The organism is Paenibacillus sp. VCA1, assembly GCF_031583795.1.
Lineage (GTDB): Bacteria > Bacillota > Bacilli > Paenibacillales > Paenibacillaceae > Paenibacillus_AQ > Paenibacillus_AQ albilobatus.
Genome location: NZ_JAVLSX010000003.1, coordinates 306,024 through 332,492 on the forward strand (window position 1 = coordinate 306,024; position 26,469 = coordinate 332,492).

Sequence of the window (26,469 nt, forward strand, 5' to 3'; positions counted from 1 at the left end):
ATGTACATATATACATACTCGCCGATTGGAGCGCTTCCGTCAATCTCTGAGCCAAACATCGAAAAAGTTTTTGTATCCTTCCTTCATCACCCGGCTCGAAAACTGGTCGAACGCATAATAACGGTTGTCCATCGAATGGGACTGCGGCAGCGCGGCCGCCATGTTCACAAGCTCGAACCAGTTCTCCTCATGCCCCGAAAACGAATGGCGGGCGTTAATATGACGATAGCAAGGATGCTCCGGCTTCACGACGATTTTGCCCATCGCAAGCGCCTCCGTAAGCGGCATGGCGAACGTATCGAAACGGGAGCAGTTCCAATACACCTTCGCGGTGTTCATCAACGCAAACACCTCGTCCTGGCTCAGCGCGAATTGCAGGCGCACGTTATCCGGGATATCGTATTTTTTCATGCTTTCCCGGTAGCGCTCGCCGCCGAATACCATAAACACTTCCTTGTCCGGATTCCGCCTGGCGTATTCTAGCACCAGGTCCGGCCGCCGGTTCTCCTCGTCCCTGCCGATCCATAAAATCCGGTTACGCACGACCTGCGAAGGATCAAAATGCTTTTGCGCCAAGCTTTCGCTAAATCCGATAGGGATGACGTCGACGTCGGTAATCCCGAAGTTTCTGGCAAATTCCTCTTTCAAAAATTCCGTCTGCACGATCGCCTTGTCCACGATTTGGTAAAAAGGCTTCATCATTTCGTATCCCGTCAAAGCCGGATCCGGGAAGCTGTGCGGAAAAAGGACGCTTTTTTCGATGAACATTTTCAGGTACGTAAAACCGGACACCGTGTAAATGACATGCTCGATGCCGTGTTCGTGGATCTGGTCCAGCACGATGTCGTAATTGACCAGATCCCCTTTTTCATGCTCGTATCCCGGCAGCCAATCATACCCGCTGACATGGCGCTCCGGGGAAATGAACACGATGTCCACGCCCAGCTCCTGCCCGATCGCTTTCAGGCGGTCCGCAAACACGCGCGGCCCCTGGTTTTCGCGAAACTGAATTTTTCTCATGACCAGTCCGACTTTTTTCATTGTTCAATCATTCCTTTATGTCTGTATGTTTATTCAAGCCAAAAGAGGCAGCGCGAGCAGCGCCATTTCCAGGCAAACGCGCCGCTCGGGCTCCAAATAATCTTCGCCCAAAATCTCCATCAGTTTATCCAGCCGGTTGTACAGCGTCTGCCTGTGGATATACAGCGCTTTGGCGGTATCGTTTTTGGAGCCCATGCATTTCAAATACATGTCGAGCGTCTGCAGCAGATGCAGATGATGCTCCTGATCATAGGCGATCAAGGCGCCCAGTTGGTCCTGAACGAACGATTCAAGCGATTCCGCCGGGATCGCCTTCAGAAGACGGTACACCCCGATCCGGTCATAAAAAAGACCGTCCTGCACCGCCACCCTTGATCGCGCCACTTCGAGCACCTGCTCGGCTTCCTTGAAGCTGCGGTGCATATCCGTCATTCGGTTGCGTACAAGGCCAAAACCGGCATGCAGCCGGAACAGGGGAACTCCGGAAGCCGGATGCTGCAGCCGTTCCACGATTTTGCGAATCGTCTGCTGCAAGGAAACCGGCGTATCCTCCTTGGCGGATCTATCCCGCGCGCACAGCACGTAGATCCGGCGGCCCTTTTGCATCAGCAGATTTTGAAGGGCGTATTTTTTCAAAAGCGCGCGCAACCGGACCAGCAAATCCTGCTGATCGGATTCGATCCTGTCCCGGTCCGCTTCTTCTTCATATTCGGTTTCGATCATCCCGCCCGCGAACCACATCTCGCTTTGCTTCGGCGGCCGCAGACCCATGCGCATTCGCGCTTCCTCTTCGTCTTTAATCTGGTGATTCAAAATGTCCTGGATGAGCTGGTTTTGATCGCGGAGCATTTTTTCCTCCAGAAAAAGCATCCTAAGGAGAAGCGAGGCAAGCGATTTGGCGGTGGAATCCAGCAGCAGCGTCAACCGCTCCTGCACGTGCCGGTTCGTCAGCACCAGCCCGACATGCGCCAGCGTCTGCCCGAGGCAGATGACAGGCTGCGTCAGCAGCAGCCTTTCTTGCGGCAGCGCAAACATGCCTGCCTCCTGGTGGGCCGATTCGCTTCCTTCTACCCGACCTCTGTACAAGGCCGTAATTTCTTCCGCTGCGGATGCGGAGATGCCGCGGGGCATAAATTTGTTCGTATCTACGGTGGAATAGTACACAACCTGCATTCCGGTGTATTCATATAATACATGGAGGATGGCGTTTACGTCGGTGCTCTGAAGCGTAATTTGCTGAAGCCTGCGGGAGAAAGCCTCCAAATCCTTCAGCATCTGGTGCTGCTGGTTGATCAGCAGCCCGTGAATATCCTGGGTGATTTCCACGAAGCGGACAGGCTGCTCGAACACGATCAGGGGAAAATCGGATGCGTCTGCAAGCTCGATGATTTCTTGGGGAATGTTTTCAATGCTCGTTCCGAGCTCCACGCACAGCCCCGCCGCTTCCTGGCGTATGAGCTGCTGCATGTAGGACAGGCGCTCCTGCTCATAATGCCGAAGCCAAAGCCCGGTCGTCATGATCAGATCGTTTTTCGTTACGTAAGGGGCCACGTTTGCGATTTCCAAGATGTGAACCCATCCGACCTTGCGGCCGGTTCCGCCCGCGCCTGCGATCAGCCGGGCTCTTTGAAACACGGGGCGCTCAAGCACGTCTCTGATATTTAGCGTAAATCCGCCCAAAGCCGTCACATCCCCTCTCTTTAATGGAGTCATTATAGAAGTTTGGCGTCCCATTTTCAATACGGCCGAAAAGCTCGTCCGGTTGAACATAATGTCCTGTCATGTGATCTATTCCATTGACAAGACGTATGATGCTTCACCCTAAAATCGATTGTAAACTTTTACTGTCAAGGTTTTGCGCGATCCGACAACACATGAATCTTAGGTTTGGAGAGGTGATCTGTCATGAACATCGGAATACCGAAAGAAATCAAAAACAACGAAAACCGCGTCGCCGTCACCCCGGCAGGCGCCCTGGAATTCATCCAGCATGGCCACCGTGTCTTCGTCGAGCGCGGCGCCGGTCTTGGAAGCGGATTCACTAATGAAGAATATGAACAAGCCGGAGCCGTCATTTTGCCGGAAGCCAAGGATGTATGGGGGCAGGCCGACATGATCATGAAGGTCAAGGAGCCGCTGCCAAGCGAATACGGATATTTCCGCAAAGGGCTGATCCTGTTCACCTACCTGCATCTGGCCGCCGAGCCGGAGCTCGCCAAGGCGCTTGTCGCATCAGGCGTACATGCCATTGCCTATGAAACGGTCAACGTCAACGGCACGCTGCCGCTCCTCATGCCGATGAGCGAAGTAGCGGGACGGATGGCCGCGCAAATCGGCGCGCAGCTGCTCGAGCGTCCGCATGGCGGCAAAGGGATTTTGCTCTCCGGCGTTCCTGGCGTCGCCCGGGGCAAAGTAACGATCATCGGCGGGGGCATCGTCGGCATGAACGCCGCCAAAATCGCCGTCGGATTGGGGGCGGACGTAACGCTGCTGGATTTGAGCATTCCGCGTCTCCGCCAGCTGGATGACATTTTCGGAAACCAGATCAGCACGCTCGCGTCCAGCCCGGCCAATATCGCCAAGGCGGTCGCGGATACCGACCTGCTCATCTGCGCCGTTCTTATTCCGGGGGCAAAAGCGCCCCGCCTCGTCACGGAAGCGATGGTCAAAACGATGAAGCCCGGTTCGGTCATCGTCGACGTGGCCATCGACCAAGGCGGCGTCGTCGAAACGATCGACCATATCACGACGCATGACGACCCGACTTACGTGAAGCACGGCGTCGTTCATTACGCCGTCGCCAACATGCCGGGAGCGGTGCCGCGTACCTCGACGCTGGCACTCACCAACGCCACGATGCCTTTTGCGCTCAAGCTTGCGGGCACGGAGCTGCAGCAGCTATTGGCGGCGAATCCGGCCATCCGCAGCGGCGCCAACGTCATTAACGGGCATGTGACGCATGAAGCCGTCGCCCGCGATCTGGGGTATGACTACGTTCCGGCTGAAAAAGCGTTCAGCCAAGTTACAATTTAACGGCTGCCGAAACGGTAATATAATGAAAAACAGGGTCCCTTCCGGCGGCCCTGTTTTTCTTTTCGTATGATGGCGTGCACCTAGATCAAGGTGCCCTTCTTCAGCATTTTGATAGGATGATCGTTGACGACCAAAGGCAGCATCTTCGTGCCGCTGACCATGGGCGAGTTGCAGTGGGCGCAAACCGGCTCCTGCTCAAAGGCAAAGTTATCCCGCATCCAGCCATTGCAGTCCTCGTTGGTGCAGGACCAAATCGCCGTATCCGCTTGAGGAATTTCCTCAACCACTTTTTTACCGAAGTACATTTAATCCCATCCTCATCCTATATTTTCGTCAGCATCCCAGCTGTTCCCTTAGTATGACCCGGAAGAGCCGAATTATGTTCGATCCGGAAAAGAATGGCCGGCCAGCCCTTCCGCCACTAAAAAGGGATGGTCTGTCTTACTATATATATTTCGTCATCCTACTAATATTGCATCTTTTTTACGGCATGCGCGAACGCCGCGGGTTCATCCAAAGCGAGATAAATGCTTTCGACCTGCTTCGGCATGAACAGCAGTCCTTGCACCGTCGTCGTTTCGGTAAGCGTAATTTTGACATTTGGGGTGACCATCGGCAAAACGGAATGTTTGCTTTCCGCCTTGCTTGGATGAAATTCGAGTGCGGTGTCCACGGCTGCAATCCATCGGTAAGGAATATCGGCCTGAATACGCATACCGTAGCGAATCCGCAGCCCGTCCGGATGCATTTCGATCGGCTGAATCGCCGAAGCGCGGCAATCCGCCCACAATATAAATAGCAGCCACAAATCCGCCGCTGTCAAAACCCACGCCGCGATTTCGGACCATCGCATCACCAGGACATGGACGCCGAAGGCTTCAATGGCAATGACATGCGTAAACACGGCCGCCATCACGGTTTGTCCTGACTTGCGGTGATAGGAAAACGCGGCGATGCCGGGCTGCTTCGGCTTCACTTTTCTTTTCCATGAAAAAAATAAATAATATGCGGCCAACAGATCATTGACCACCAAAGAGGAGAGGATCGACGGTTGTTTCATGCGTTGATCGAAGCTTAGCCTCAATGCTTCCGCCGGGTCTCCGCCGGTACGAAGCCCCCTCGCGTAACCGTTTGGCCAGTCCGTATACCAGTTTTGCTTCCGCGCCAATCAGCGCCGCTTCCAGCGCTGCAATCAGCATCTTCAAAGGCAGCGGGGCATGTTGCAACAGATCCCGTCCGGATGCGGGAAGCGCAAACCAAGCCAACAGAATACACGGGATCAAAACTTGGAGAACCTTAAGCCATCCTCTTTCCTTTTTTCGCGCAATCAACAACCAATACATAAAAGGAGCCACAAGGACAAAATCGAAGAGGAGCGCATAACTTAACCACTTTTGGTCGGAACCGAATGGCGTACTCCGAACAACGTAGCTGTCCGACAACATCATGAGGCACATGCAGCCTATAAATAGAGGCACGGCCCAATTGGCGGATTTGCGCGACGTCATAGCCAACCACCACCTTAACAAGGAAAATTTTTGACGGTGTTAAAACTTCTGGAAGTCCCCTTTAAATATATAATATGCCTGCGGAATATCCCAGAGGGAATCCGTTGACAATTCTGTGTAGCTGCAAGAAAAAACCACCCGACGGGGTGGCTCTTCATCTCATCATTTCTTTTCCATTTCATAATAGGCCTGATCCGCATAGGCCCGGTCGTTTCCCTTCAAGTAAGCCCGCACGATGCCCGGATTTTTAACTAAACACCAATCCCCATACTGGTCGAATTTTCGGCAAGAAGTCGTCATCAGCGCTTTCGTGACGGTACCGTATTTTTTTCCGTTCTGTTTACCCCATTTGTTCAGGCGGCTGGCAAATTCGATATCTTCGGCCATGAGCATCTGTTCGTTAAAACCGCCCACCGCTTCAAAATCCTTTTTGTAACCCCAGAAGAGCCCCACGGTTAACGGCCCGTATTTAAAAAGGAGCGGAACGATCAGCACAAGCGCCGACATTGCGATACCGAGCGAATTCCGTTCAAAAGCCGAGCGGACGCCGCCCCCGATATATTTGCCTGTCTGCAGCATCCGGTCGATTTCCGTCAGCATGTTGTCCGTCACCCAGCTGTCGGCGTCGATCGTGACAATGATCTCTCCCCGTGCGGCATGAATGCCGGCGTTCCGGATTTGGGACAAATTTTTGTTATCGATCGGCAGCGTGATAGCGCCGTAGGATTCGGCAATGTCGGCCGTCCGGTCCGTGCAGCGGTTGATCATCACGATCACCTCGACCTGTCCCGGATAAGCTTTGGCTGCGGCAACCAAGGAATCGAGGCAGCGGCCGATATACTTCTCCTCGTTTCGTGCGGGAATAATAACGGAAAACTTGATCTGTTGGTCGGAACCGGATGCAAATGTGCTCATTGTTCATCGCTCCTCAAGGAAATTGGGTTTATTTTTGAATCCCTTCGAGTAAAAGCTTCGTTGCTTTCCGGAAAAACTGTTTTGCATCTGCCTTGCCCATCATCTGGATATGGTCACTGAGGCCGGAATAATAACCGAGAATCATCATGGAAAGTTCCTGCGCATTGTCGCCCTTCCACTCGCCGCGGTCCAGGCCGGTTTGCACGAGTCTTTCGAAGCGCTGCATATACCCCATCAAAATACCCAGAAACCGCTGACCCACCTCGGAATCCGCGCCGACGCGGCTTATAAATTCCTCTCCCGCCTTATTGAGCGGCTTTTCGAGCGTGTCCACAAAATAATCCGCGTACTTATACAGCTGTTCCGTCGCCGTCATCGTTTCGTCGATCGCCTCATCCCAGTTCTGCCACGACACGGTAAACGCCTGATCGGCGATATAAATAAACAGATCCTCTTTGCTGCCAAAATGGTGGTAGAGGCCTCCCCTGCTGCAGCCGGCGGCGCTGCAAATATCGCTCATGGAGGTGGCCGCGTAACCTTTCACCGCAAACAGCCCCTTGGCGGCGTCCACAATATCCTGTTTCGTTTGTTCCGCTTCGTCTTTGCTTTTTTTCATGATCTCAATGCCTTTCGAATTTATGCGACCGACTGATCGGTCTGTATAAATTGTATCCCAGGTTTTCCCTTTTTGCAATATGTATTTGTGAACGTTTAAACAACCGGTGACACAAAATCAATCGTTACATACAAGGAAATGAAAGCGTTATACTTGATAACAGGGGACATTAAAAGACATCGGCAGGGATTTGAATAAACGGGCCTGTTCAGTTCACTTACTCACGAAGGCCATGCGGGCAACGGCAAGGAAATGCCTCCTTGTTGTCGAAGAAGTATAATAGACAAACAAGGATAGGAGCAACAAACCATGATTCGCAAACTGGCGCCGGAAGAGCTGGAGGCCATCCTCGCCTCGCTCGACCGCGAAAGACATCTTTTGTATTATTCGTATTTGACGTTCCGCAAGCCGCGCACGACGCATTACGGACAATTTACGGACCAAGGCGAGCTGCTCGGCGTTTTGGCTTTTCTGGAGGGGCTTCCGTTTTATGCTTTTTCCGTATTCCCCGTGCAACCATCGTTTGATTTCCCGGCCGTTCTGGCGTTGATGAAAAAAGAGCTCCGTCTGCCGGACGAGGCGATCGGCAGCTTTATCGTGCACGAGGAGGACATGGCCGATCTTTGCGGACAAATAGCATTCGCCAAACCCCCGGAAAAACTGCTTCTCATGAAGCATATACATCATCAGATGCTGCCTGCGGCCGATCCGCGGGTGCAGCGCTTGGGACCGCCCCATTTCGAACGGATTGAGGCTTTGATGAAAACGATCGGCACCATGGCATTTTCTACCGAAGAGCTTCAGTACCCTTTCTATGGTGTAATGGACAATAAACGGCTTGCCGCCGCAGGAGGGTATCACATTTACGGCAGGGATTACGTGGAGCTCGGAAATATCGGAACGGATCCCGCCTTCCGGAGACAAGGCATGGGGAAAATGGTTTGCGCACAGCTCACGCGCGCGGGTGCAGCCTTTTCTCCGAACGTTTACTTGAATGTCTTTGAAGAGAATGAAGCCGCCATCCGGCTTTACCGATCCATTGGCTACGAGACGGTCGCCATTCAGCACATCATCCAATTTTTCATGCCCGCTGATAGCCATAAATAACGCTTGCGAAAGGAAGTGAACCCCGATGTCCGATTTCAACGACGAATTCAGCTCCATGCTCATTCTGGACCGGATGAACCCCGATCCGCATCAGGACGCGCTGTACCCCTTTGCGCTCGACGAGCTGCTGTGCAAGGAGACCGGCAGGGGCGGACCGCCCTTGCTGCATATTTGGCGCCATCCCCGCTCCTTTATTATCGGTCTGCGCGACAGCCGCCTGCCGGGAGCGGCCAAAGCCTGCGCCTGGCTGGAAGCGCTCGGGTACAAGACGGCCATCCGCAATTCCGGCGGGGCGGCCGTGCCGCTCGACCTTGGCGTCGTGAACCTGTCGCTCATCCTGCCCAAGCAGGGCAAAGGCGACGAACGTTTTCGCGGCGATTTCGAGCGCATGTATGCGCTGATCCGCGAGGCGCTTGCCTCAACCGGCGTGACCGTCGACAAAGGGGAAATCGCCGGCGCGTATTGCCCCGGCGATTTCGACCTGAGCATCGGCGGCCGCAAATTTTGCGGGATCGCGCAGCGGCGGCAGGCGCATGCATTCGTGGTGCAGGCCTTTGTCATCGCCGACGGCTCGGGGCAGGAACGGGCCCAGCTCGTGAGGGAGTTTTACGACCGGGCGGGCAGAGGGGCGGACCCCGGCGAATTCCCGCAGGTGGACGGCGGCAGCACCGCCTCCCTTTCCGAACTGGCCGGTCTTGGCAAGGGAGCCGCGGCAAGCTTCGCAGAGGCGGTCAAAACCGTCATCCGCAGCCGTCAATCGGCCGAAGGCATCGCGGCTTCGGCCGCGCGGCTGACGCTCCCGGGCACGCGGGAGGTCACGGCGATGGCGGAGCAGCTCAAGCAGCGGTACGCTCCAAAGGAGCAGGTTTGACCCCGGAAAAGATACATTGCATTAGGCTGCATCCAACATCGGATGCAGCCTTTTTTCATGCCTTTCGCCTTCATCACGTACCGGGAAAAACCGTTATTGCATAGGATTCACTTGCGGGGTTATTTGCGAGGTTGTTTGCTGGGTTGCTTTGCGCTGTCGGACCTTCATCTCAGACCACAGACCGAGAATGATTTCCTTCCCGCGCCGTTATCCGGAAAAATCAGGATATTGTACACTCATATCAAATCCTGCGGCCTGGGGATTGTACGGAAGTCAGCCAGGACGCGAGTACCGGATAAAATTTATAAAAAGAAATGAGGCATACCCTTATGGAACTTTTCCGCAACGCTATGTTTGTCAGAATGTTTCTGGCCGCCTTCGCGTCCCAGCTCGGCTCGATGGTCGGCAGCATGGCCTTCGCCTTCTATTTGGTCGACCGGTTCAGCAATCAGCCTGCTTACGCTTCGGTCGCCGAACTGATGTATTCGCTGCCGACGCTGGTCGTCTTCCTGTTCGTCGGCGTGCTGGCCGACCGGCTGGACCGCAAGCGGATCGCCGTGCAGAGCGACTGGATTCGTGCCGTCTTGTCCGTCGTGCTGCTGCTTTGCATTCATCAGGACTGGATTATCCCCGCCTTCGCCATCCTGTTCCTGCGCAGCGCGATTTCGAAATTTTTCACTCCTGCCGAAATGAGCTTGATGCAGGGCATCATGAAACCGGAGCAATATGTGAAAGCATCCAGCCTGAATATGTCGATCATGGGCATCTTCATGCTGTTCGGTATGAGCCTGGGCTCCGCCGCTTACTATTACCTCGGCATTGAAGGAGCCATCATCATCGATACCGTAAGCTTCATCGTATCGGGCATCCTGCTTGCGACATGCCGTTTCCCGGCCGAAGTGCGCCAGCCGAACGGCAAAGCGAAGCTGAGCGACCTCAGCCTGAAAAGCATGGCGGCCGACTTTGGCGCAGGCTTCAAATATATCGTCCGTTCCCGGCTGCTCCTGGCCATCATTCTCGGCTTCTTTTTCTTCGGCATCGTGAACGGCGTGTTTTCCATTCTCCCTCTGTTCACGATGAAATACGAACTCAGTCCCGACCGTTATCAAGTGTATACCCCGCTGGTCATGGTGTTCCTTGGCATCGGCTACCTTGTGGGCAGCGCAATCAGTTCCCTGCTCATTAAAAAATGCGGCAAAGTCGCCGTGCTTATCACCGGGCTTTTCCTGACCATGGCGCTGACGCTCGCTGTCGGTCTTTGCGGAAACATTCAAATCTACCTGGGATTCATGGTGCTGCTCGGCATCCTCCTCGCCCCGGTCAACGTCGTGCTTGGCGGGTGGCTCCCGGAGCTGGTCGAACCGCAAAACATGGGCCGCGTCAGCGCCTGGATCGAACCGCTCAACACGACCGGGCAGGCGATTGCCCTCGGCTTTATCTCCGTGGCGTTTCCCGCTATCGTGGGCGTCACTGCTCTCTATTGGATTTTGGCCGTCAGCATGCTGATCGTCAGCGTATATTACCTGATCGCCCTACCGGGGCTCCACCGCAAGCATCAAAACGCTGTAAAGGCCGAAATGACCGCATAAACCGCATCTTGTCCGAATGCAACATTTGACTTTCCGGGAGAAATGTTTATGTTTAGATATCAGGATGCCAACTTTTAGACTCAATAAAAACGCAATCCTGATACCGCAACAAAACATGACTCCCGGACGCTTATCCGCCTTTTTTCGGTAAAGGGCAGGCAGGCGTTTGGCTTCGGGAAGCAAAGAGCAAACGGGGTGAACCGGCATGCGGCTCCTGGTAATAGAAGACGATAAGCATTTATCCGACACGATCTGCGCAACGACGCGGGATTTATACGAAACGGAGCAGGCGTTTGACGGCGAAGAAGGCCTGTATCTGGCAGAGCAGAACATTTATGACGCCATCGTTTTGGATTTGATGATGCCGGGTCTCAGCGGCTACGAAGTGCTCGGACGGCTCCGGCAAAAAGGCATTCTGACGCCGGTGCTCATCCTCACGGCCAAGGACGGGATCGACGATAAAATCCGCGGTTTCAAGCAAGGCGCCGACGATTACCTCGTCAAGCCCTTCCACCGCGAAGAGCTGCTGCTGCGCTTGGAGGCGATTTTACGGCGTTCGGTCGGCGGGTTCAAGCAGCATACGCTCTTGTTCAAAGAACTCAAGCTGAATTTGAAAAGCCGGGAGGTTCAGATCGGCGAAGACCTGCTTGCGCTGAACGGCAAGCAGATCGATTTGCTTGAATATTTGGTCAACAACAAAAACATCATTTTGACGAAAGAGCAAATTTTCGACCGCGTCTGGGGGATGGATTCCAGCACCACCAACACCGTCATCGAAGTATACATCAGCAATTTGCGCAAAAAATTCAAGCCTTTCGGTTACGACAAATACATCAAAACGATCCGGGGCATGGGCTACATGCTGTCCGAAAACGGAGACGACCATGAATAAAAACAAAGTCATCCGCAGCCAGCAGCTGCGGTTCATGGTCTATACGCTGATTGCATTTACCATGTTGTTCGGCATTTTCGGGGCGATCATTTTCGGCCAGATCAAAGCAACGCTGTACGCCAAAACCGATTCCGACCTGCTTGCGTCCAAAAGGATGCTCGAAACAGGCGGAGCCGCCGTGGAAGGCGGCAACGAGCCGTTCCCGGACAAATACGGCTTTATTCCCCGCGCCAAAGGCCGCTGGCCGCTTACTCCGCGGGTGATTCCGCTTCTGTGGAGCGACGGAAAAATCGTCAACGCCCAGCAAATCGGATTTATCGTTTACAATCATTATTTTAGCGACATGACCTTTAACCCCTCTACGATTGGCGTCATTTCCAACGTGACCGTTCAAGGCAAATACCATTTCCGGACCGTCTCCATCCCCTATCCTGAGGCTGACGGAGCCTATGTCCAGCTGTTAATCAACGTGGATTCCGAGCAGAATTTGATCGACAACTTCAGGCGGATCATTATTTTATGCTCGGCGGTATTCATTTTGCTGTCGATCAGCGCGAGCTATGTTTTGTCGCGGAAAATGATGAAGCCGATCATCCGCTCCTGGGAGAAGCAGGTGGAATTCGTGGAAAACGCCTCGCATGAGCTGCGGACGCCGCTCACGATCATCCAGAACAAGCTGGAGCTGCTGCAGACGATGCCGGAGAAGCGGATCATCGACACGTTTGAAAATATCGCCCTCTCCCTCTCGGAAACCCGGCGGCTGTCGCGCATGACGTCCGACCTGCTGACGCTGGCCAGGGCCGATTCCACCGAAACGCAGCTGGAGAAACAAACGATCGAGCTGGACGAATTCGTGGATAAGGTATGCAGTCCTTATAAGGAAATCGCGGAGCTGTCGGAGAAACGAATGTGGCTGAGCCTAAACAGCGGAATCCGGCTGAACGCCGACCCGGGGCGGCTGCATCAGCTGCTGGTCATCCTGCTGGACAACGCCCTAAAATATACCGGCGAGCATGACAGCATCGGCATCAGCACGTACGTCAAGGAGAACAAAACGTTCATCGAGGTCAGCGACACCGGCATCGGCATCAGTGAGGAAGGCCTCTCCCGCATCTTCGACCGCTTTTACCGCGAAGACCGGGCGCGCTCGCGCGAACAGGGCGGCTCCGGCCTCGGCCTCTCCATCGCGCAGTGGATCGTTCACAGCCATCACGGCACGATCCAGGCGCTGCACAACGAGCCGAAAGGCGTCATTTTCCGGATCCGGCTTCCGAAGCAGTAATCTTTGGATCTTCGAATATTCCGCCGTCTGTTCCAGTTCTTTCGGAGCTTGGAACAGGCGGCTTTTTAGCTTTGCCAAGATTGCCTGGCGATCCTATTTTCCTGGCGGTCCAACAAATAACCCCGCAAAGTGGGACCTATGGCTTCGAAGCCGATTAGGAACTTTGCGGGGACACCGGAAATGATAAATGCTTTTAGATGAGGATTTTGCAAAACCTTGAGATAAGAAAAAACGTCTATCGACGTATTTTCCTGGAAGACAGACCGCGAATCCCGTCCATAGCAATAAGGATCAGAAGGTTTCACGGTCTGCGTGCGGACAGCCGTCCTAACGAGTGCCGGAATCTGCCGCGGGGGCGCTTCATCGCTTTCCGCCTTCCCGCACTCTTCTCGACACCAATCTAACCAGATCGACGGTGAGCACCGGCAGCGACACCCAGTTGGGATAGGCCAAAAATCGCGGTTCCCATTCGGGGGCGAACTTTTCCTTGTATCTTCGCAGCCCCTTGAACCCGTACCAGTGCCCGCAGTATTGGAAGACGAGCGCGGCAAGCCTTTCCTCGCGCAGGGCGCTTTTGCTTTCTCCGACGCTGGAGAGCGGCGCATTGCCGAGGTTGAAGATTTGATATCCCTGCTCCTTGCACCATTCGAGCAGCTTTATAAAAAGGTAATCCATCGTACCGTTCGGTGTGCCGCTGCGGTGCCGCATCAAGTCGATCGACATCGTGCGGCCTTCGTCATACCCCGGCGCAAGCGAAGCGAACGCCAGGATGAGCCCCTGCGGGTTTTTCAGGAGCGCGACCGGAGCCTCCTCCAAATAGATGCGATCGAACCAGCCAAGCGAAAAGCCTTTTTCCCGCCTTCCCCGGATCCACTCATCCGATACGGTCTTGAGTTCTGCAAACAACGCATCGGCAAAAGGCGGCGTTACCACTTCAAAAAGATAGCCTTCGCGCTCAAAGCGGTTGCGGACGCTGCGCAAATCGGCCGCTTTTTTGCCGCTGAGCGTGAAGTTTTCCAAATGAACCAGCGCTTCTTCTCCCAGCTTGAAAAAACGGTAGCCGTATTCATGATAGATGGGCAGAAACTCGGGTGTCGCCTGATAAAACACGACGGACATGGCGTATTCATCGGCATATTGCTGGAATTCGGCGATCGCGTCCGGCACCAGCTTCGTCGGACCAAGCGGATCGCCAAGCACCACCAGTTTGTCCCTGGCTTTGGCATACGGGATCAGCACCTGATCCTGCTGGGCCCAAAAGAAGCTTTTATCTCCCGTAAACAGCATATGGGTGAGCAAATTGCCGTGGTGATCCTGAAGAAACAGCCGCAGCTTCCGAAGGTCCTCCGGCCCGGCTCCGGCCGCCATGCGCCGGTTCGGACGCAGCAGCAGCATCATCGTAAGCAGCAGCCATGCGCCGGCCAATCCGATGCAAGCGGTCATCGCATAAGGTTTCGGTCCGAACATCCAATGGATGCGGTCCGCCGTCGGCAGATGCCGAAGCCACCCGTGATGGACATGGCTTCCGATCCAGAAATACAGAAAAGCGATAACCGCGGACAATACGTACCACATCAAGTAGTTCCGAACGTCGATGGCGGCGCCTTTGCGGTAAAATCTCGATCGGGCCAGCCAAAGCGTGACGCCGACAACGAGCAGAAAAATCGCCTCCTCGAAATCAAACGCCTTGGTAAACGTGAAAATCGCGCCGGCAAGCAGCAAAATGCCCGTCCAGACATAGGCCCGGCGGATCCGCAGCGAGATGCCGCGCGAAAGAATGATCAGCATGAAACCGATGATGACCGACAGCAGATGGGAAATCCGCATGATCGGCATCGACAGGATTTCCTCCGACAGCTTAAGCCGGTACAGCAATCCCGGGGTCGCCGCCGACAGCAGCAGGACGATGCCGCTTATAAACACAAGCTTGCCGAGCGCCCATGCGCCCAGATCGCTGAGGAAGCGGAACTGGCCCGGCCAGCGCCACAGCCGCTGCCAGGCGTTCAAAGGCAGCTCCGTGGCCGGGTCCGCGCTCTCCCCGGCGCGCTTGGCCGCGCTGCCCAGCTCGAAGGCGGAGAGGATCAAGCCGATGAGCCACGGCACGATATAATAAAAGAGCCGGAACAAAACGAGCACCGCCATCGCCCGGCCGGATGGAAAACCCATCTGCTCCAGCCCGAGCAGCACCGTCAAATCGAACGCACCGATGCCGCCCGGCGCCATGCTTAAAATGCCGGCGATCGCGGCAATCGAATACATGCCGATCACGTCCCGAAAGGCTACGTCATGCAGAACGCTGGCGGTAATCAGCCAGAAGGTGACGCCGGCGCAGGCCCATTCCAGAAACGAAGCGCTGAGCGATACGCCGACGGTCGTCCACGGCGTTCTCCCCTCGCCGCGGTTAAACCATTTCGCAAACAGCGTGGACCGCTGCATCAAAACAAACAAGGGCAAATACAGCGCCATTCCCCACACGGCGAAAACAAGCCATCGATGCTCCTGCAGCAATCCGCCCACGGTAAACCATCCGAAGATGATCCCCCAGGAAAGGATCGACAGCCCCGTCACAACGACCGGGGAAAGGAACACGACGGCGGAAGCCATCAATGCAGGCGAAATCCCGCTTTTTTTATAAAGGATCGTTCGAAGGCCCGCTCCCGTCAATCCGGCGAATCCGATAATGTTGTTGAAGGTATTGGCGATCCACGCATACCGAAAGGTGCTCCAAAACCCTACCTTTAACCGGAAATGGCGGCGGATCATGAAATCGTAAAGGCTCATCGCCGCCACGGAAAAAAGGGCAAACAGGAAAATTTCCGCGACCGAGGAGGCCGGCAGCCTGCGCAGCTCGCCAATTGTTCGGCCAAAGGAAATCTGGCGCAGCTCCCGCTGGCCTTCCCAGTATACGAACCCGATCACGGCGATCGGGATCAGCAGGCGAACCGCCTTGATCCGGTATATAGAAGCCAGAATGCGGAAGATTTTGTACCGCTCCAGCTTTTCCTTCATATCAAGCACCCTTTCACTTGAAAAGATTGGAATTTCAGTCCCCTCCTATCCTAACATAAAGCCTGTCCGATACAAATATTTGGTCATTTTTCGGAATGGATATTTACATTTCTATAAAAATAGATATAATAAGACCCATGGATATATTATTAACGATCAAAGCATTGTCAAACGAAACCCGGTTCAACATTTTGGAATGGCTGAAGCATCCGGAAGAGCATTTTGGACCCCAGGAGCATATGCCGGCATCTTGCGATTTTAAAGGCGGCATTTGCGTCGGTTCGATTTCGGCGAAAACGGGGCTGGCCCAATCGGTGGTTTCGGGTTATCTCGTCAAATTGCAGAAGGCAGGCTTGCTGGAATCCCGCCGCGCGGGACAGTGGACTTATTACAGACGTAATGAGGAGGGAATAAGCCGCTTTATCGAACAACTCAAGAAAGAGCTTTAGGCTTAAGAGCTTTCATAATCATGGTCTGCCACTAAGCATAAAGCTCCTTCTTTTGATCTTATATATCTATTTTTATAGAAATGCAGAAAAGTAAAACCTAAACTTGGGAGGATACCATACATGAGCAATCAGCAGCAAAACGTCCGTTCTACCGCATCTCTATTTGAGCCCTACACGTTGGGCGGCCTGACGATTCCGACGCGTGTCGTAATGGCGCCGATGACCCGCAGCTTCTCGCCGAACGGCGTGCCCGGTCCGGATGTGGCCGCTTATTACCGCCGCCGTGCCGAAAATGGCGTCGGCCTCATCATTACCGAAGGCACGCTCATCGACCACCCGGCAGCTACCGACGACCCGAACGTGCCGAACTTCCACGGCGAAGCGGCACTGAACGGCTGGGCTGAAGTTGTCAGACAGGTCCATGAAGCCGGCGGCAAAATTATGCCGCAAATCTGGCACATCGGCATGACGCGCCCCGTTGGCGCCCAGCCAAACCCCGAGGCGCTGCCGATCGGTCCATCCGGACTCGACTTGAACGGCAACCCCGTGACCGAGCCGATGACGCAAGCGGAAATCAAGCGCGTCATCCAGGCTTACGCCGATGCGGCTGCCAACGCGAAACGAATCGGCTTTGACGGCGTGGAAATCCACGGCGCCCACGGATACCTGATCGACCAGTTCCTGTGGGAAAGAACCAATCGGCGTACCGACGAGTACAGCGGCGACATGATGAAGCGCGCCCGCTTTGCCATCGAAGTCGTGGCAGCCGTTCGCGCCGCGGTGGGACCGGACTTCCCGATCGCCATCCGCCTCTCCCAATGGAAGACGACCCATTACGACGCAAAGCTGGCGGACACGCCGGAGAAACTGGGACAGCTGCTGACCGCCTTGTCCGAAGCCGGCGTCGATATTTTCCACTGCTCGACGCGACGTTTTTGGGAACCGGAATTTGCAGGCTCTGACCTCAACTTCGCCGGATGGGCCAAAAAACTGACCGGCAAAACGGTAATTACCGTCGGTTCCGTCGGCCTGGACGAAGCGTTCACCAGCCTTTTCACCGAAGGCAAAGGCGCCGGCCAAAAGGACATCGACGAACTGCTGAAACGACTGGAGGACCAGGAATTCGACCTTGTAGCCGTCGGACGGGCGCTTCTGGCCGATCCCGAATGGGCTGCCAAAGTCCGCGAAGGACGTTTCGACGAGCTTAAGGCGTTTACGCCGGAAGCCTTAAAAACACTGGTTTAAGGCAGCCCGCTCCCCCTCTGAGGCATCACCTTAAACCTTGACATAGATTAAGAACCGGAAAGAGCCAAGGCTCCTTCCGGTTCTTTTGCTTTTTGCCTTCCTTACATAGGTTTGCCTCCGGTATCCTTGCCGCTTACATGGGCGACGTGCAGCTTGTTGCTGCTCCGCTTTTGCAGCTGCTCCGGCAGTGTGATCATCGCCGGAACGAGCATCGGCAGCAGAATGAAGCACAGCACGACCAATCCCACGATGACCGCCGATGCCAATTCGATCAAGAGGACCAAACCGGACGGAATCAAGGTGGCGAACGTTCCGCCCAAAATCACCATGGCGGAAATGATGACGCCGCCGACGCTTTTCGCCGCTTTGACGATCGCTTCGCCAGGGGCCATGTCGCCATGCTCCCGGTACCGTTCCATCAGGAAGATGCTGTAGTCGACCCCTACCGCCACGATCACGATAAAGGAGAAAAACGGCACGAAGGAGGAAACCCCGTCGGCTTTGATGATATAGGTCGTCACCAGATTGGATGCGCTCATCGCCACATAATAAGAAGCGACAAGCGACGCCACGATGAATACCGACGGCCAGAAAGAACGGATGACAAACAAGAGAACGACAAACACGCTCACGATCACGATCACGGCGGTGCTGTTAAAGGAATTCAGCTGCTCCTTGTTCATATCGTACGTCGTCGAGCTTGGCCCGGCCGCGCCGTACGTGGCGTTGCCCAGCACGGTTCCTTTCAGGCTGCTGTCGACCGTATCGTTGATTTTTTCGATCGTTTTCAGCGCCGCCGGAGAATAAGGATCATTGTCCAAAATGACGAGCAGCTTCGTGATTTTCCGGTCCTTGGACATAAAGCTGTCCTCGGCCTTCTTGAAGTCCTCGCTTTCCAGCGCTTCGCGCGGGATAAAGAAGGTCTTCGAACCGCTGAGCTGGGTCAGGAAATCGCCGGTTTTGCCCAGCCCCTCGGAAATGTCCCCGAGCCCGTTTCCGCTTTTGCCGATGCCGTCCTTCAGCTGCGACATGCCGCCTGTGAGGCCGGACAGCCCGTCGATCAGCCGTTTTTGGCCGCTTTGCACCTCCGCGAGCGCCAGGTTCAGCTTTTTCATGTTCGCTTCGATTTCCCGGGAGCCGCTGCTGCCCTGCTGAAGCCCTTTTTGCAGCTCATCCGCGCCTTTTTGCAAAGCCGCAAGCCCTGCGGACATCTGCTTCTGAGCAGCCTGGATTTGACCGAGTCCGCCCGAGGCCTCGCCGAGGGAAGCATTCAATTTCGTGAAATTGGCTTCCAGCTGCTGCAGCCCTCCGTTCAACTGGGCCAAGGAAGAGGCCAGCGTCGCACCCGTCGCCTTCAGCTTCGCATAATCCGGATCGTCAGCCAGCTCGCCGTGTTTTGCGCCCAAGCCGTCGATCAAAGCGTTCATGCCCGTCAACCCTTGCTCGATTTGCGGAATTTGTCCGCCAATCTGCTTATAGCCAGCCTCAAGGCCCGCGTAACCTTTGGCGATTTCCGACAGGCCCGCGCTGATTTTGCCGGTATTCGCGCCGACCGTATCCAATCCGCCTTTTAAACCGGCGATTCCTTTGCTCAGCTCGCCCGCGCCGCCGGCACCCTTGCCGATGCCCGCGGCAACCTGGCCGAGGGCGGCCGTAATTTGATCGTAGCCGTCTTTGACCTGTCCCGTGCCGTCCACGAGCTGATTGGCGCTCGACGTATCCGGCGTCGTCAGTTTGCCTGCGATCTGGTCCAGGCCGCTTTTGATTTGGTCCACGCCTTTTTTGGAGGCCGAAATGCCGTCCGTTACCGTTTCCGACTGGTTGCTGATATAAAACTCGTCGATCGGCTTCGACTGCGGCTGCGTCACGCTCGCCACCTGTTTTACCCCGTCGATGGCTTTCAGCTTATCGGTCAGCTTGTCGATGACGCCTAACGCGTCGTTATTGTCCATGGCCTTGTCGGCTTCGATCACGACGCTTGTAGGCAGCGCCTGCCCGCGGCTGAAGTGTTCGGCCACGATGCTGAAGCCTTTGGTGGACGGATAACCGTCGCCAAGCTCCTTGAGCTGGTCGAAGGAGAGCTTTTGCCCGCTCGTGAGCAGGGCCGGAATCATCAAAACGACGATGATCACCGTTACGATAACCGGATATTTGACCGATACGGACGTAAGCTTCGCCCAGAACCGGCTCTCTTTATGCCCCGCCGCCTTTTTCGAAGGCCAAAACAGCTTGGGACCAAACACCTTCAGCATAAACGGCGTCAGCGTCAGAATCTGCAGCACAAGCACGACGGTGCCGATGGCGACCACATTGGCCGATTTGTAGATGCCGAAGCTGGAAAAGCTCAATCCCGCAAAGGCGATAAAGACGGTGGCGATGCTGTAAATGATCGTTTTGCCGGCCGTTTTGTACGATGCGATGATCGCCTCGTCGACGGTGCGCCCATGCGACAACTCCTCTTTGAAACGGTTGAACAGCAGGATATTGTAATCCGTGCCGATCCCGAACAAAATGAGCACGAGCAGCATCTGCGTCACGCTTGTGATGGGAAAATTAAGCTTGTCGATGATCTGCGCCGCAATTCCCATGGAGCACAAATACGTGATGCCGACCGTCAGCAGCGAGACGAACGGGGTCAGGATCGAACGGAACATCACGACCAGCACGACGAGAATGAAAATGACCGTAAGGGCGGCGCTTTTTTCCACGCCCGCGGTTGTCGCTTTAATATAGTCGTTTTGGATGAAATCCTCGCCGCTCAAATAATACGGCACGTTGACGTCCTTCAGGACGTCTTTGAACTGTGTATCGATTTCATCCACGTTGCGTCCCATTTTATCCAGGCTGAAGCTGACCATCAGCGTGGTGTTGTCCGCGGATACGAGGGATGATTTGGCGTCGGGCGTCGTCACCGGATCGATCAGCTGGCTGAAGCCAAGCTCCGATTGGTGCCGGATCATGTTGTTGATCCCCGCCTCGATCTGTTTCATGTCTTGGTCCGTCAGCTTGCTTTCCCGATGAAATACGATGATGTCGCTGGTCCCGGTGGTGCCCGTCATTTTGTTCAGCAGCTTCCCTGCGACCTTCGACGGACTGTCTTCTGTCAGAGGGTCCTGCCCCCGCTCATGCAAAATGGCGTTTACGTCCGGCTGAAACACGGTCAGCAGTACGGTAGCCACAAGCCAAAGCACCAGGATCGCCCAGCGCCATTTGATGATTTGCCGCATGCTCTTGAATTTCCTCCTCGGCTGAAGTGTTAGTAAACAGGTGTTCATTTTTCAAACAAAAAAATAGAGCTTCCTATGCATCATATAAAGACGTCAAAAAAATTATTCGTGCCGAGCCCGGGCGGGGCGCCTCTTTATTCCGGACGCCCGCACATCAAGCCCGTATGGTATAGGCAAATGAACTCGTTGACGAGCCGCTTGACCGTCTCCCCGTCCTCGTGCTCGCGCAAAATCAGGCAGACGCCTTCGACAACGGTGCCCGCAAGCATCCGCGCGCTTTGGCGCTGCTCCGGCGTGAGCTTATCGACATGTTCGCGGCCTGAGGCAAACGCATCCTCCAAAATCGTGGCGATCAGCTTGACCATGTCGGCCTTCACCCCAGCGTACTTTGAGCCTGTGCTGCGGTTCATCAGGATCGTCAGCTCCGCGCTGTACGCGTCAAAAAGGCCAACGACCGTATCCTCGATCATGCCAAAATACTTGAATCCGTCGTTTCCGTTAACGTAGCTGCGGTCCAGCTCCTTTTTCAGGTCAAGCAGGTATTCAAGGAGCTTTTCGTAAACGGGTTTGACGAGCGCTTCGAACAATTCCTCTTTGTTTTTGAAATACCGGTAAATGTTGCCCGTCGTGATGCCCGCCGCCGCCGAGATCCGGCGCATGGAAGCATCGGCGTAATCATGGGATTTGAACTCGGTCAGGGCGGCCCGCAAAATGTTGAGACGGACGTCTTCTTTCAGCGTTTGCATAAATAAACACCTGTTTACTATTATTTTGATGAATTTTATTATAAAGCGTCCAATGCCGGTTGGCAACTCGCGGCCCAAACCGTAAATCAAAAGCGGCATACGAAGAAGGGCTAAGCCTGGCAGCCGCCTGGTTTAACCCTCTGTCGGGGGAGGAATACGTTCATGGGGAACGATCGGGGAGAAAGACGGGGCGCATAGGAGGCGAATTAAGCTTGTTTGCTTTCTCACCATCAGATTAGCAAGAAAAAGCTCTGAAAAAAACGAACTAAAGTTAGATATTTAAACATCATTTCCTTTTTCCAGGTCATAACTATTCAAATATACGGCGTGAAAAACGTCGCTTCCTGTTGATTTTTAGGTTCTCCCGTTGTTGTATCCGTCCCAATCATCTCTCTTCTTCATATCCGTTCGATGCCGTCCATCCGGTATTTCCGTCATTCCGAAAGATCCAAAAACCGGCCGATACCTTCACGGTATGGCCGGTTTTGAATGCTGGCATTTAAACATCTTCAACATCGATGTGATATCTTCTTTTTAGATAGCGGTATATCCGCTTGAAGTCTTCCGGCGTCAGCTCCTTCAGCTGCTTCCGGTCCGATTCGTACCCGAGGATAATGCCGATCGTCTGCGCCGCCAGCGCGTTGTTCGCCATGATCCGGGACGAGCCGTAGGCTTTGATGTCGGCCCCGATGTTTTTTCCGACGACAAGCACGTTGTCATATTCCTTCAGCTCGAAGGAGCGCAGCGGAATCCCGTAAGGACCCGGCACGCCGAGCCCGATCCCGTGCGGAATATGGACCGTGCCCTGCAGATCGACCGGATAAGCGCCGATGCTGACGTTATCCCAGAACATTTTGCCGCCCATCACATCCTCGTATTTCAGCACGTATTCCGTTTCGAACCGGTTGAAGTCGCGGATATACAGGTAGCTCGGAAATCCGTTTAATTCCGCCTTTTCGAAACCCGGCAGGTGGGTCCGCAAATAACCGAGGATACGCGGCGCTTCCGCTTCGCCCTTCCGCAGCGCCTCCTTGACGGAGGCATCGCTGGACGGATCGACGTTGTACATGATCAACCCGTTGATGATCACCTTCCCGTCTCCCTGGTTCGCCATGTTCAAGCCGCGGAGTCGGACGAGCTTCTCGGACGGTGTGTATTTGGCCATGACGTTGCTGAATCCCACCGCGAAATTCCAATCCGCATAGGTGTTGGGGCCGTATACCTTCTGAACGTTGGACAACGGGTAATGCTTCAGCACGTCTTTATTCAGCTCTTTCCAGTCCACGTTTTTCAAATTCAGCATGTAAGTCGCACCCATGTAGTCGGGGCTGTTGCTTTTTTCGATCGATTCCATGCCCGGAATCCGTTTCTTATGTTTCAGCTTGGCGGTGAGCGCGTTAAAATCGGTGTTTTCCACCCAATATCCGGCTTCCACTTTGTACATTTGATGGTTCCGGTCCTTATAGACAAGCGATTTTAAAATATGGCTTTTGCCTGCCGCCGCTTCTTCCACGCCGCTGATCGTAATGCCGCTTTTCAGCGTGACGTCTTGGATCAGCTTATCGTAATAAGCCTGGAATTCGTGCAAATCGCGGATTCGGCCCTTGTTGTAGCCGTCAAACAGGTTTTTGATCTCGCCTTGAACCAGGCTTCGCCGTTTTTGATCCATGGGTTCGTCGAGAAAAAGCATTTGGCCCTGGATCAGCTCCCCGCCGGGTTTCTCCCGGGGGTCGAGGATCAGGACGCTTCGTCCGAGATTTTGGGCTTCCCTGGCCAGAAGAACTCCCTGAATCTCGCTGCCGATGACCACGATGTCATAACGGCTGCAGCCTTCCCCGCACGAATCGGGCTGACTGATCTTCGTCAATCCGCGAGGAAGGAAAAAGGTAAGGATAAGCAGGAATATCATGGCCAGGAGCATAAGCTGCCAAGTTCTTTTTGACCGATGCACAGGCTATAATCAGCTCGCTTCTTGATAGAATGAGAATGAGAGCAGGTTTGAAAAATCATAATGTTCAAGCGTTTATTTCTATTTATTACTTTTTCTTCAAATCGCCTCCGTTCCCAATATACAATATTTAACACTCCGCTTACAATCATCGGGATGATTGTTAAAAAGTATATGCTAATTTTAGGGTTTACCTTCCATTTTTCGATCTAAAAAAGCCATCCTGTTAACAGGACGGCTTTCATTCGTAAAAAGTTACGTGAATGTAAAAAATATGAAAACATCAGCTTGGCGTTTCTTTTTGTGGATCGCCTTTCTTTTGCCGCGCAATGCGCCCGAAGACGCCCAATACCGGGAGCAGCAACACTCCCGCAGTCAAAATCGATGCCCGAACGGACGCCCTGCTGCCGATCCAACCGACCACGGGTCCGCCTGCGGTTTGGCCGAGCGCGTCGGATTGGCTGACCATGGACAGCACGGTGGCGCGTGTTTTTCTTTCAATCTATTTACTTTTTTTTGAAAAATCCTAAAATTAATTTGGTTATAAGCGGTTTCATATCGGGGTCACAATAATGTTTCGATCTCTTCCACCGTCAGCGAGGAACACGCCGCCCGGCCAGGATTCGCCATCTTGGACAGCACGTCCGTATCTTTGAGCAGGTTTCCTGTCAATATGCAAAGCGCCGTCTCGTCTTTATCGATGACTTTCTCGGCCAAAAGCTTGCGGAGGCCGGCCAAGGAAGCGGCCGACGCCGGCTCGCAGCCGATCCCGCTTCGATCGATGATTTGCTTCGATAGCAAAATCTCCTCATCCGTCACGCTGCAGGTGACGCCCCGGCAAAATTCCAATACGCGGCGCGCAGCCTTCCAGCTTGGCGGGTTCCCGATGTTCAGCGCGGAAGCGACCGTCTGCGGTTCCGGTTCGGGGCGCAGCTTCTCCGCCCCCGCCGCCATCATTTTATGAAAAGGGCTTGCCCCTTCGGCCTGAACCAGCGCGATCCGCGGGCACTTCGGGATCATCCCGAGCGTCCATAAATCCTCAAGCCCTTTGCCGATTGCAGTGACGTTGCTGAGCGCGCCGCCGGGTACAATAATCCAGTCCGGCAGCTCCCAATTCAAATATTGGGCCGCTTCATAGATGATGCTTTTCTGGCCCGCGATCCGAAACGGATTGATGGAGTTGCAGACATAAAGCCCCAAATCCTTTGCATACTGCTCCAAAAAAACGATGCCGTCATCATATGTGCCGTCAAAACGGATCACCTTCGCCCCGTACGCCAAAGTTTGCATCACTTTATTTTCGGAAATGCCGCTTTCCGGCACGAATACGAACGAAGAGCTTTCCCCCATGGCAGCATACATGGCCAGCGACGCGGACGTGTTCCCGGTCGATGAGCAGGCAAAACGCGTATAACCGAGATGCCGGCCATGGGAAACCGCTACGGTCATTCCGTTGTCTTTAAAAGAACCACTGGGGTTTTCGCTTTGGGCTTTGAAGTGCAGCCCGCGAATCCCTATGTTTTTCCGGATTGGTTCCGATGCGTAAAGGCCGGTATTCCCCTCGTATTTCGTCACGATTCTGTCCTTGGGAAGCTCCGGAAAGATTAATTCCTTATACCGCCATACACCGCTTGCGTATACCGACATCCGTTCCCTTAACCGTTCCCGAAAAATCTCCTTCAGCCTCTCCCCGTCAAGCCCGGCCACATCCCGTTTGATCTCCAGCCTGCCGCCGCATGGGCATTTTAAGATGAATTGCTGCCAATTCCATGTTTGGCCGCAGTTTAAGCACTCCAGTTTCATCCGCCGGTTCATCCTCTCCATTTTGAACTTGAGCATCGGATATAGCCCTTGCCCCAAGCTACTTGTCAGGATTAGAATAAGCAGAAACATCCTATAAATCTAATATATTATATTTCTGTTTTCATAAAATTTTGTTATGAGTTGGCCATCGAAGCTGCAAGAAAGGACGGAAAACCCGATGAACTTACATGCCCTGAGGTTTTTTAGCAAAGTGGCGGAAACCGGCAGCGTAACGCTCGCTTCCGAGATGCTTAGAGTCAGCCAACCGGCGGTAACGGCACAGATCAAGAGGCTGGAGCAAGAGCTTGGCATCCGGCTTTGGATTTCCCAGGGCCGCGGCGTGGCCTTGACCGATGCCGGGAGAATGCTGGCCGCCGAAGCGAAAAGGCTGTTTGACCTGGAACGATCGATCGAGGAACGGTTGGAAGGAATCAAAGAGGGCAAGGAAGGCAGACTGCATATTTCGGCGACGTATTTGCCCGCCAACTTTTTGCTGCCAAGGCTTGTTGCGGAGTATAAAAAACGGCATCCCGGCGTGGTGCTGGAATGGACGACGACCAACTCCGCCCAGGCGCTTGAGTTGCTCCTCCATTACAAAGCCGACATCGCGATCGTCGGCGGCATTCGCGAGGAACATCCGCTGCTGGACAAGACGGCGCTGCTGGAGGACCGTATGTGTTTCGTCGTGCATCCGAGCCATCCCCTCGCCGGCAAGAACGTTTCGCTGGCCGAGATGCTCGAAGTACCCTTTATTTACCGGGAAGAGGGGAGCTTCTCCCGGGAGCAGCTCCTGGCCTTGTGCAAAGTCCGGCGCCTGCCCGCCCCGGCCGCCGGTTTACAGGTAAACGGGCTGCATGAAACCCTTCGGGTGGTGATCGAGGGTTACGGCGCAGCCCTTCTTTCCTCGCTCGAAACCGAAACCTTTATAACGGAGGGACGTTTGGCTGTCGTACATGTGCAGGACGCGGAGCTGAGCAATCCGATCTCGGCGTATACCCGAAAAGAGCCGCTCTCCCCTGCCGCCCGGCGTTTTTTCGAAACGCTCGCCCGATGCGCCAAAGCATAGATCGTCCATCCGATACCCGGGCGATGCCTGCCCTTTTCGTGCTGCCGTTTTTCATGATTTCACAGTTCAAAAAAAGCGTCGTACAAATTAGAACAACGCTCGTCAAAATCCGTCAAAATGAC

At 54.3% G+C, this 26,469-nt stretch carries 21 protein-coding genes; 9 read left to right on the forward strand and 12 right to left on the reverse strand.

Annotated features, from left to right (window positions below):
- Nucleotides 1-39: 39 nt before the first annotated feature.
- A complete protein-coding gene (locus tag RJP21_RS07985; RefSeq protein ID WP_310858816.1) occupies nt 40-1,041 on the reverse strand; it encodes a glycosyltransferase in 1,002 nt (333 codons plus the stop codon).
- A gap of 33 nt (nt 1,042-1,074) precedes the next feature.
- Complete coding sequence (locus tag RJP21_RS07990; protein WP_310858817.1) at nt 1,075-2,754, reverse strand: PucR family transcriptional regulator; 1,680 nt, start codon at nt 2,752-2,754, stop codon at nt 1,075-1,077.
- Between the two features lie 192 nt (nt 2,755-2,946).
- On the opposite strand from RJP21_RS07990, the gene ald reads away from it, so the two are divergent.
- A complete protein-coding gene (ald, locus tag RJP21_RS07995) occupies nt 2,947-4,074 on the forward strand; it encodes an alanine dehydrogenase (RefSeq protein ID WP_310858818.1) in 1,128 nt (375 codons plus the stop codon).
- An 80-nt stretch (nt 4,075-4,154) separates the two neighbouring features.
- Here the strand turns inward: ald and RJP21_RS08000 are convergent, their stop codons facing one another.
- From RJP21_RS08000 to RJP21_RS08015, 4 genes are all read right to left on the reverse strand, one after another.
- Entirely contained in the window at nt 4,155-4,379 is a 225-nt protein-coding gene (locus RJP21_RS08000; protein ID WP_160042875.1) for a cold-shock protein, read from the reverse strand.
- Nucleotides 4,380-4,540: 161 nt separating this feature from the next.
- Nucleotides 4,541-5,242, reverse strand: a complete 702-nt coding sequence (locus RJP21_RS08005; protein ID WP_310858819.1) for a hypothetical protein — start codon at nt 5,240-5,242, stop codon at nt 4,541-4,543.
- 502 nt (nt 5,243-5,744) lie between these two features.
- Complete coding sequence (locus RJP21_RS08010) at nt 5,745-6,497, reverse strand: glycosyltransferase (RefSeq protein WP_310858820.1); 753 nt, start codon at nt 6,495-6,497, stop codon at nt 5,745-5,747.
- A 28-nt stretch (nt 6,498-6,525) separates the two neighbouring features.
- On the reverse strand, nt 6,526-7,113 hold the full coding sequence (locus RJP21_RS08015) for a TetR/AcrR family transcriptional regulator (RefSeq protein WP_310858821.1): 588 nt from the start codon (nt 7,111-7,113) through the stop codon (nt 6,526-6,528).
- A 309-nt stretch (nt 7,114-7,422) separates the two neighbouring features.
- Between RJP21_RS08015 and RJP21_RS08020 the strand changes: the two genes are divergently transcribed.
- From RJP21_RS08020 to RJP21_RS08040, 5 genes are all read left to right on the forward strand, one after another.
- On the forward strand, nt 7,423-8,220 hold the full coding sequence (locus RJP21_RS08020; protein WP_310858822.1) for a GNAT family N-acetyltransferase: 798 nt from the start codon (nt 7,423-7,425) through the stop codon (nt 8,218-8,220).
- Nucleotides 8,221-8,245: 25 nt separating this feature from the next.
- On the forward strand, nt 8,246-9,091 hold the full coding sequence (locus RJP21_RS08025) for a lipoate--protein ligase family protein (protein ID WP_310858823.1): 846 nt from the start codon (nt 8,246-8,248) through the stop codon (nt 9,089-9,091).
- A 329-nt stretch (nt 9,092-9,420) separates the two neighbouring features.
- Nucleotides 9,421-10,680 (forward strand): MFS transporter, encoded by a 1,260-nt coding sequence (locus RJP21_RS08030; protein WP_310858824.1) that lies wholly within the window; start codon nt 9,421-9,423, stop codon nt 10,678-10,680.
- A gap of 205 nt (nt 10,681-10,885) precedes the next feature.
- Entirely contained in the window at nt 10,886-11,572 is a 687-nt protein-coding gene (locus RJP21_RS08035) for a response regulator transcription factor (RefSeq protein ID WP_310858825.1), read from the forward strand.
- Entirely contained in the window at nt 11,565-12,854 is a 1,290-nt protein-coding gene (locus RJP21_RS08040) for a sensor histidine kinase (protein WP_310858826.1), read from the forward strand. The genes RJP21_RS08035 and RJP21_RS08040 overlap by 8 nt, the downstream gene beginning before the upstream one ends.
- Before the next feature lie 360 nt (nt 12,855-13,214).
- On the opposite strand, the gene mprF is transcribed toward RJP21_RS08040, so the two are convergent.
- Nucleotides 13,215-15,863 carry a bifunctional lysylphosphatidylglycerol flippase/synthetase MprF gene (gene mprF / locus RJP21_RS08045; protein WP_310858827.1) on the reverse strand — a complete coding sequence of 883 codons (2,649 nt, stop codon included), beginning with the start codon at nt 15,861-15,863 and terminating at the stop codon, nt 13,215-13,217.
- 137 nt (nt 15,864-16,000) lie between these two features.
- On the opposite strand from mprF, the gene RJP21_RS08050 reads away from it, so the two are divergent.
- Together RJP21_RS08050 and RJP21_RS08055 are read left to right on the forward strand one after the other, a co-directional pair.
- Nucleotides 16,001-16,312 (forward strand): ArsR/SmtB family transcription factor, encoded by a 312-nt coding sequence (locus RJP21_RS08050; RefSeq protein WP_160042885.1) that lies wholly within the window; start codon nt 16,001-16,003, stop codon nt 16,310-16,312.
- Between the two features lie 120 nt (nt 16,313-16,432).
- Nucleotides 16,433-17,557 carry an NADH:flavin oxidoreductase gene (locus RJP21_RS08055; protein ID WP_310858828.1) on the forward strand — a complete coding sequence of 375 codons (1,125 nt, stop codon included), beginning with the start codon at nt 16,433-16,435 and terminating at the stop codon, nt 17,555-17,557.
- A 101-nt stretch (nt 17,558-17,658) separates the two neighbouring features.
- On the opposite strand, the gene RJP21_RS08060 is transcribed toward RJP21_RS08055, so the two are convergent.
- The 5 genes from RJP21_RS08060 to thrC form a co-directional block, all read right to left on the reverse strand.
- Entirely contained in the window at nt 17,659-20,784 is a 3,126-nt protein-coding gene (locus RJP21_RS08060; RefSeq protein ID WP_310858829.1) for an MMPL family transporter, read from the reverse strand.
- Between the two features lie 134 nt (nt 20,785-20,918).
- Entirely contained in the window at nt 20,919-21,530 is a 612-nt protein-coding gene (locus RJP21_RS08065) for a TetR/AcrR family transcriptional regulator (protein WP_310858830.1), read from the reverse strand.
- Between the two features lie 499 nt (nt 21,531-22,029).
- Nucleotides 22,030-23,481 (reverse strand): FAD-dependent oxidoreductase, encoded by a 1,452-nt coding sequence (locus RJP21_RS08070; RefSeq protein WP_310858831.1) that lies wholly within the window; start codon nt 23,479-23,481, stop codon nt 22,030-22,032.
- Between the two features lie 280 nt (nt 23,482-23,761).
- The gene (locus tag RJP21_RS08075; protein ID WP_310858832.1) at nt 23,762-23,956 is read right to left on the reverse strand and encodes a hypothetical protein; all 195 of its coding nucleotides are present in this window, start codon (nt 23,954-23,956) and stop codon (nt 23,762-23,764) included.
- Between the two features lie 86 nt (nt 23,957-24,042).
- Nucleotides 24,043-25,281, reverse strand: coding sequence for a threonine synthase (gene thrC / locus RJP21_RS08080; protein WP_310858833.1), 1,239 nt, complete (start codon nt 25,279-25,281; stop codon nt 24,043-24,045).
- 178 nt (nt 25,282-25,459) lie between these two features.
- On the opposite strand from thrC, the gene RJP21_RS08085 reads away from it, so the two are divergent.
- On the forward strand, nt 25,460-26,347 hold the full coding sequence (locus tag RJP21_RS08085; protein WP_310858834.1) for a LysR family transcriptional regulator: 888 nt from the start codon (nt 25,460-25,462) through the stop codon (nt 26,345-26,347).
- Nucleotides 26,348-26,469 lie beyond the last annotated feature (122 nt).

Coding starts and splice junctions, on each gene's coding strand:
- RJP21_RS08035 (WP_310858825.1), top strand. CDS start 10,886: ATGCGGCTCCTGGTAATAGAAGACGATAAGCATTTATCCGACACGATC.
- RJP21_RS08065 (WP_310858830.1), bottom strand. CDS start 21,530: ATGCAAACGCTGAAAGAAGACGTCCGTCTCAACATTTTGCGGGCCGCC.
- RJP21_RS08025 (WP_310858823.1), top strand. CDS start 8,246: ATGTCCGATTTCAACGACGAATTCAGCTCCATGCTCATTCTGGACCGG.
- RJP21_RS08015 (WP_310858821.1), bottom strand. CDS start 7,113: ATGAAAAAAAGCAAAGACGAAGCGGAACAAACGAAACAGGATATTGTG.
- RJP21_RS08040 (WP_310858826.1), top strand. CDS start 11,565: ATGAATAAAAACAAAGTCATCCGCAGCCAGCAGCTGCGGTTCATGGTC.
- RJP21_RS08010 (WP_310858820.1), bottom strand. CDS start 6,497: ATGAGCACATTTGCATCCGGTTCCGACCAACAGATCAAGTTTTCCGTT.
- RJP21_RS08085 (WP_310858834.1), top strand. CDS start 25,460: ATGAACTTACATGCCCTGAGGTTTTTTAGCAAAGTGGCGGAAACCGGC.
- RJP21_RS08055 (WP_310858828.1), top strand. CDS start 16,433: ATGAGCAATCAGCAGCAAAACGTCCGTTCTACCGCATCTCTATTTGAG.
- RJP21_RS07985 (WP_310858816.1), bottom strand. CDS start 1,041: ATGAAAAAAGTCGGACTGGTCATGAGAAAAATTCAGTTTCGCGAAAAC.
- RJP21_RS08030 (WP_310858824.1), top strand. CDS start 9,421: ATGGAACTTTTCCGCAACGCTATGTTTGTCAGAATGTTTCTGGCCGCC.
- RJP21_RS08050 (WP_160042885.1), top strand. CDS start 16,001: ATGGATATATTATTAACGATCAAAGCATTGTCAAACGAAACCCGGTTC.
- RJP21_RS08060 (WP_310858829.1), bottom strand. CDS start 20,784: ATGCGGCAAATCATCAAATGGCGCTGGGCGATCCTGGTGCTTTGGCTT.
- RJP21_RS08020 (WP_310858822.1), top strand. CDS start 7,423: ATGATTCGCAAACTGGCGCCGGAAGAGCTGGAGGCCATCCTCGCCTCG.
- thrC (WP_310858833.1), bottom strand. CDS start 25,281: ATGAAACTGGAGTGCTTAAACTGCGGCCAAACATGGAATTGGCAGCAA.
- ald (WP_310858818.1), top strand. CDS start 2,947: ATGAACATCGGAATACCGAAAGAAATCAAAAACAACGAAAACCGCGTC.
- RJP21_RS07990 (WP_310858817.1), bottom strand. CDS start 2,754: ATGACTCCATTAAAGAGAGGGGATGTGACGGCTTTGGGCGGATTTACG.
- mprF (WP_310858827.1), bottom strand. CDS start 15,863: ATGAAGGAAAAGCTGGAGCGGTACAAAATCTTCCGCATTCTGGCTTCT.
- RJP21_RS08000 (WP_160042875.1), bottom strand. CDS start 4,379: ATGTACTTCGGTAAAAAAGTGGTTGAGGAAATTCCTCAAGCGGATACG.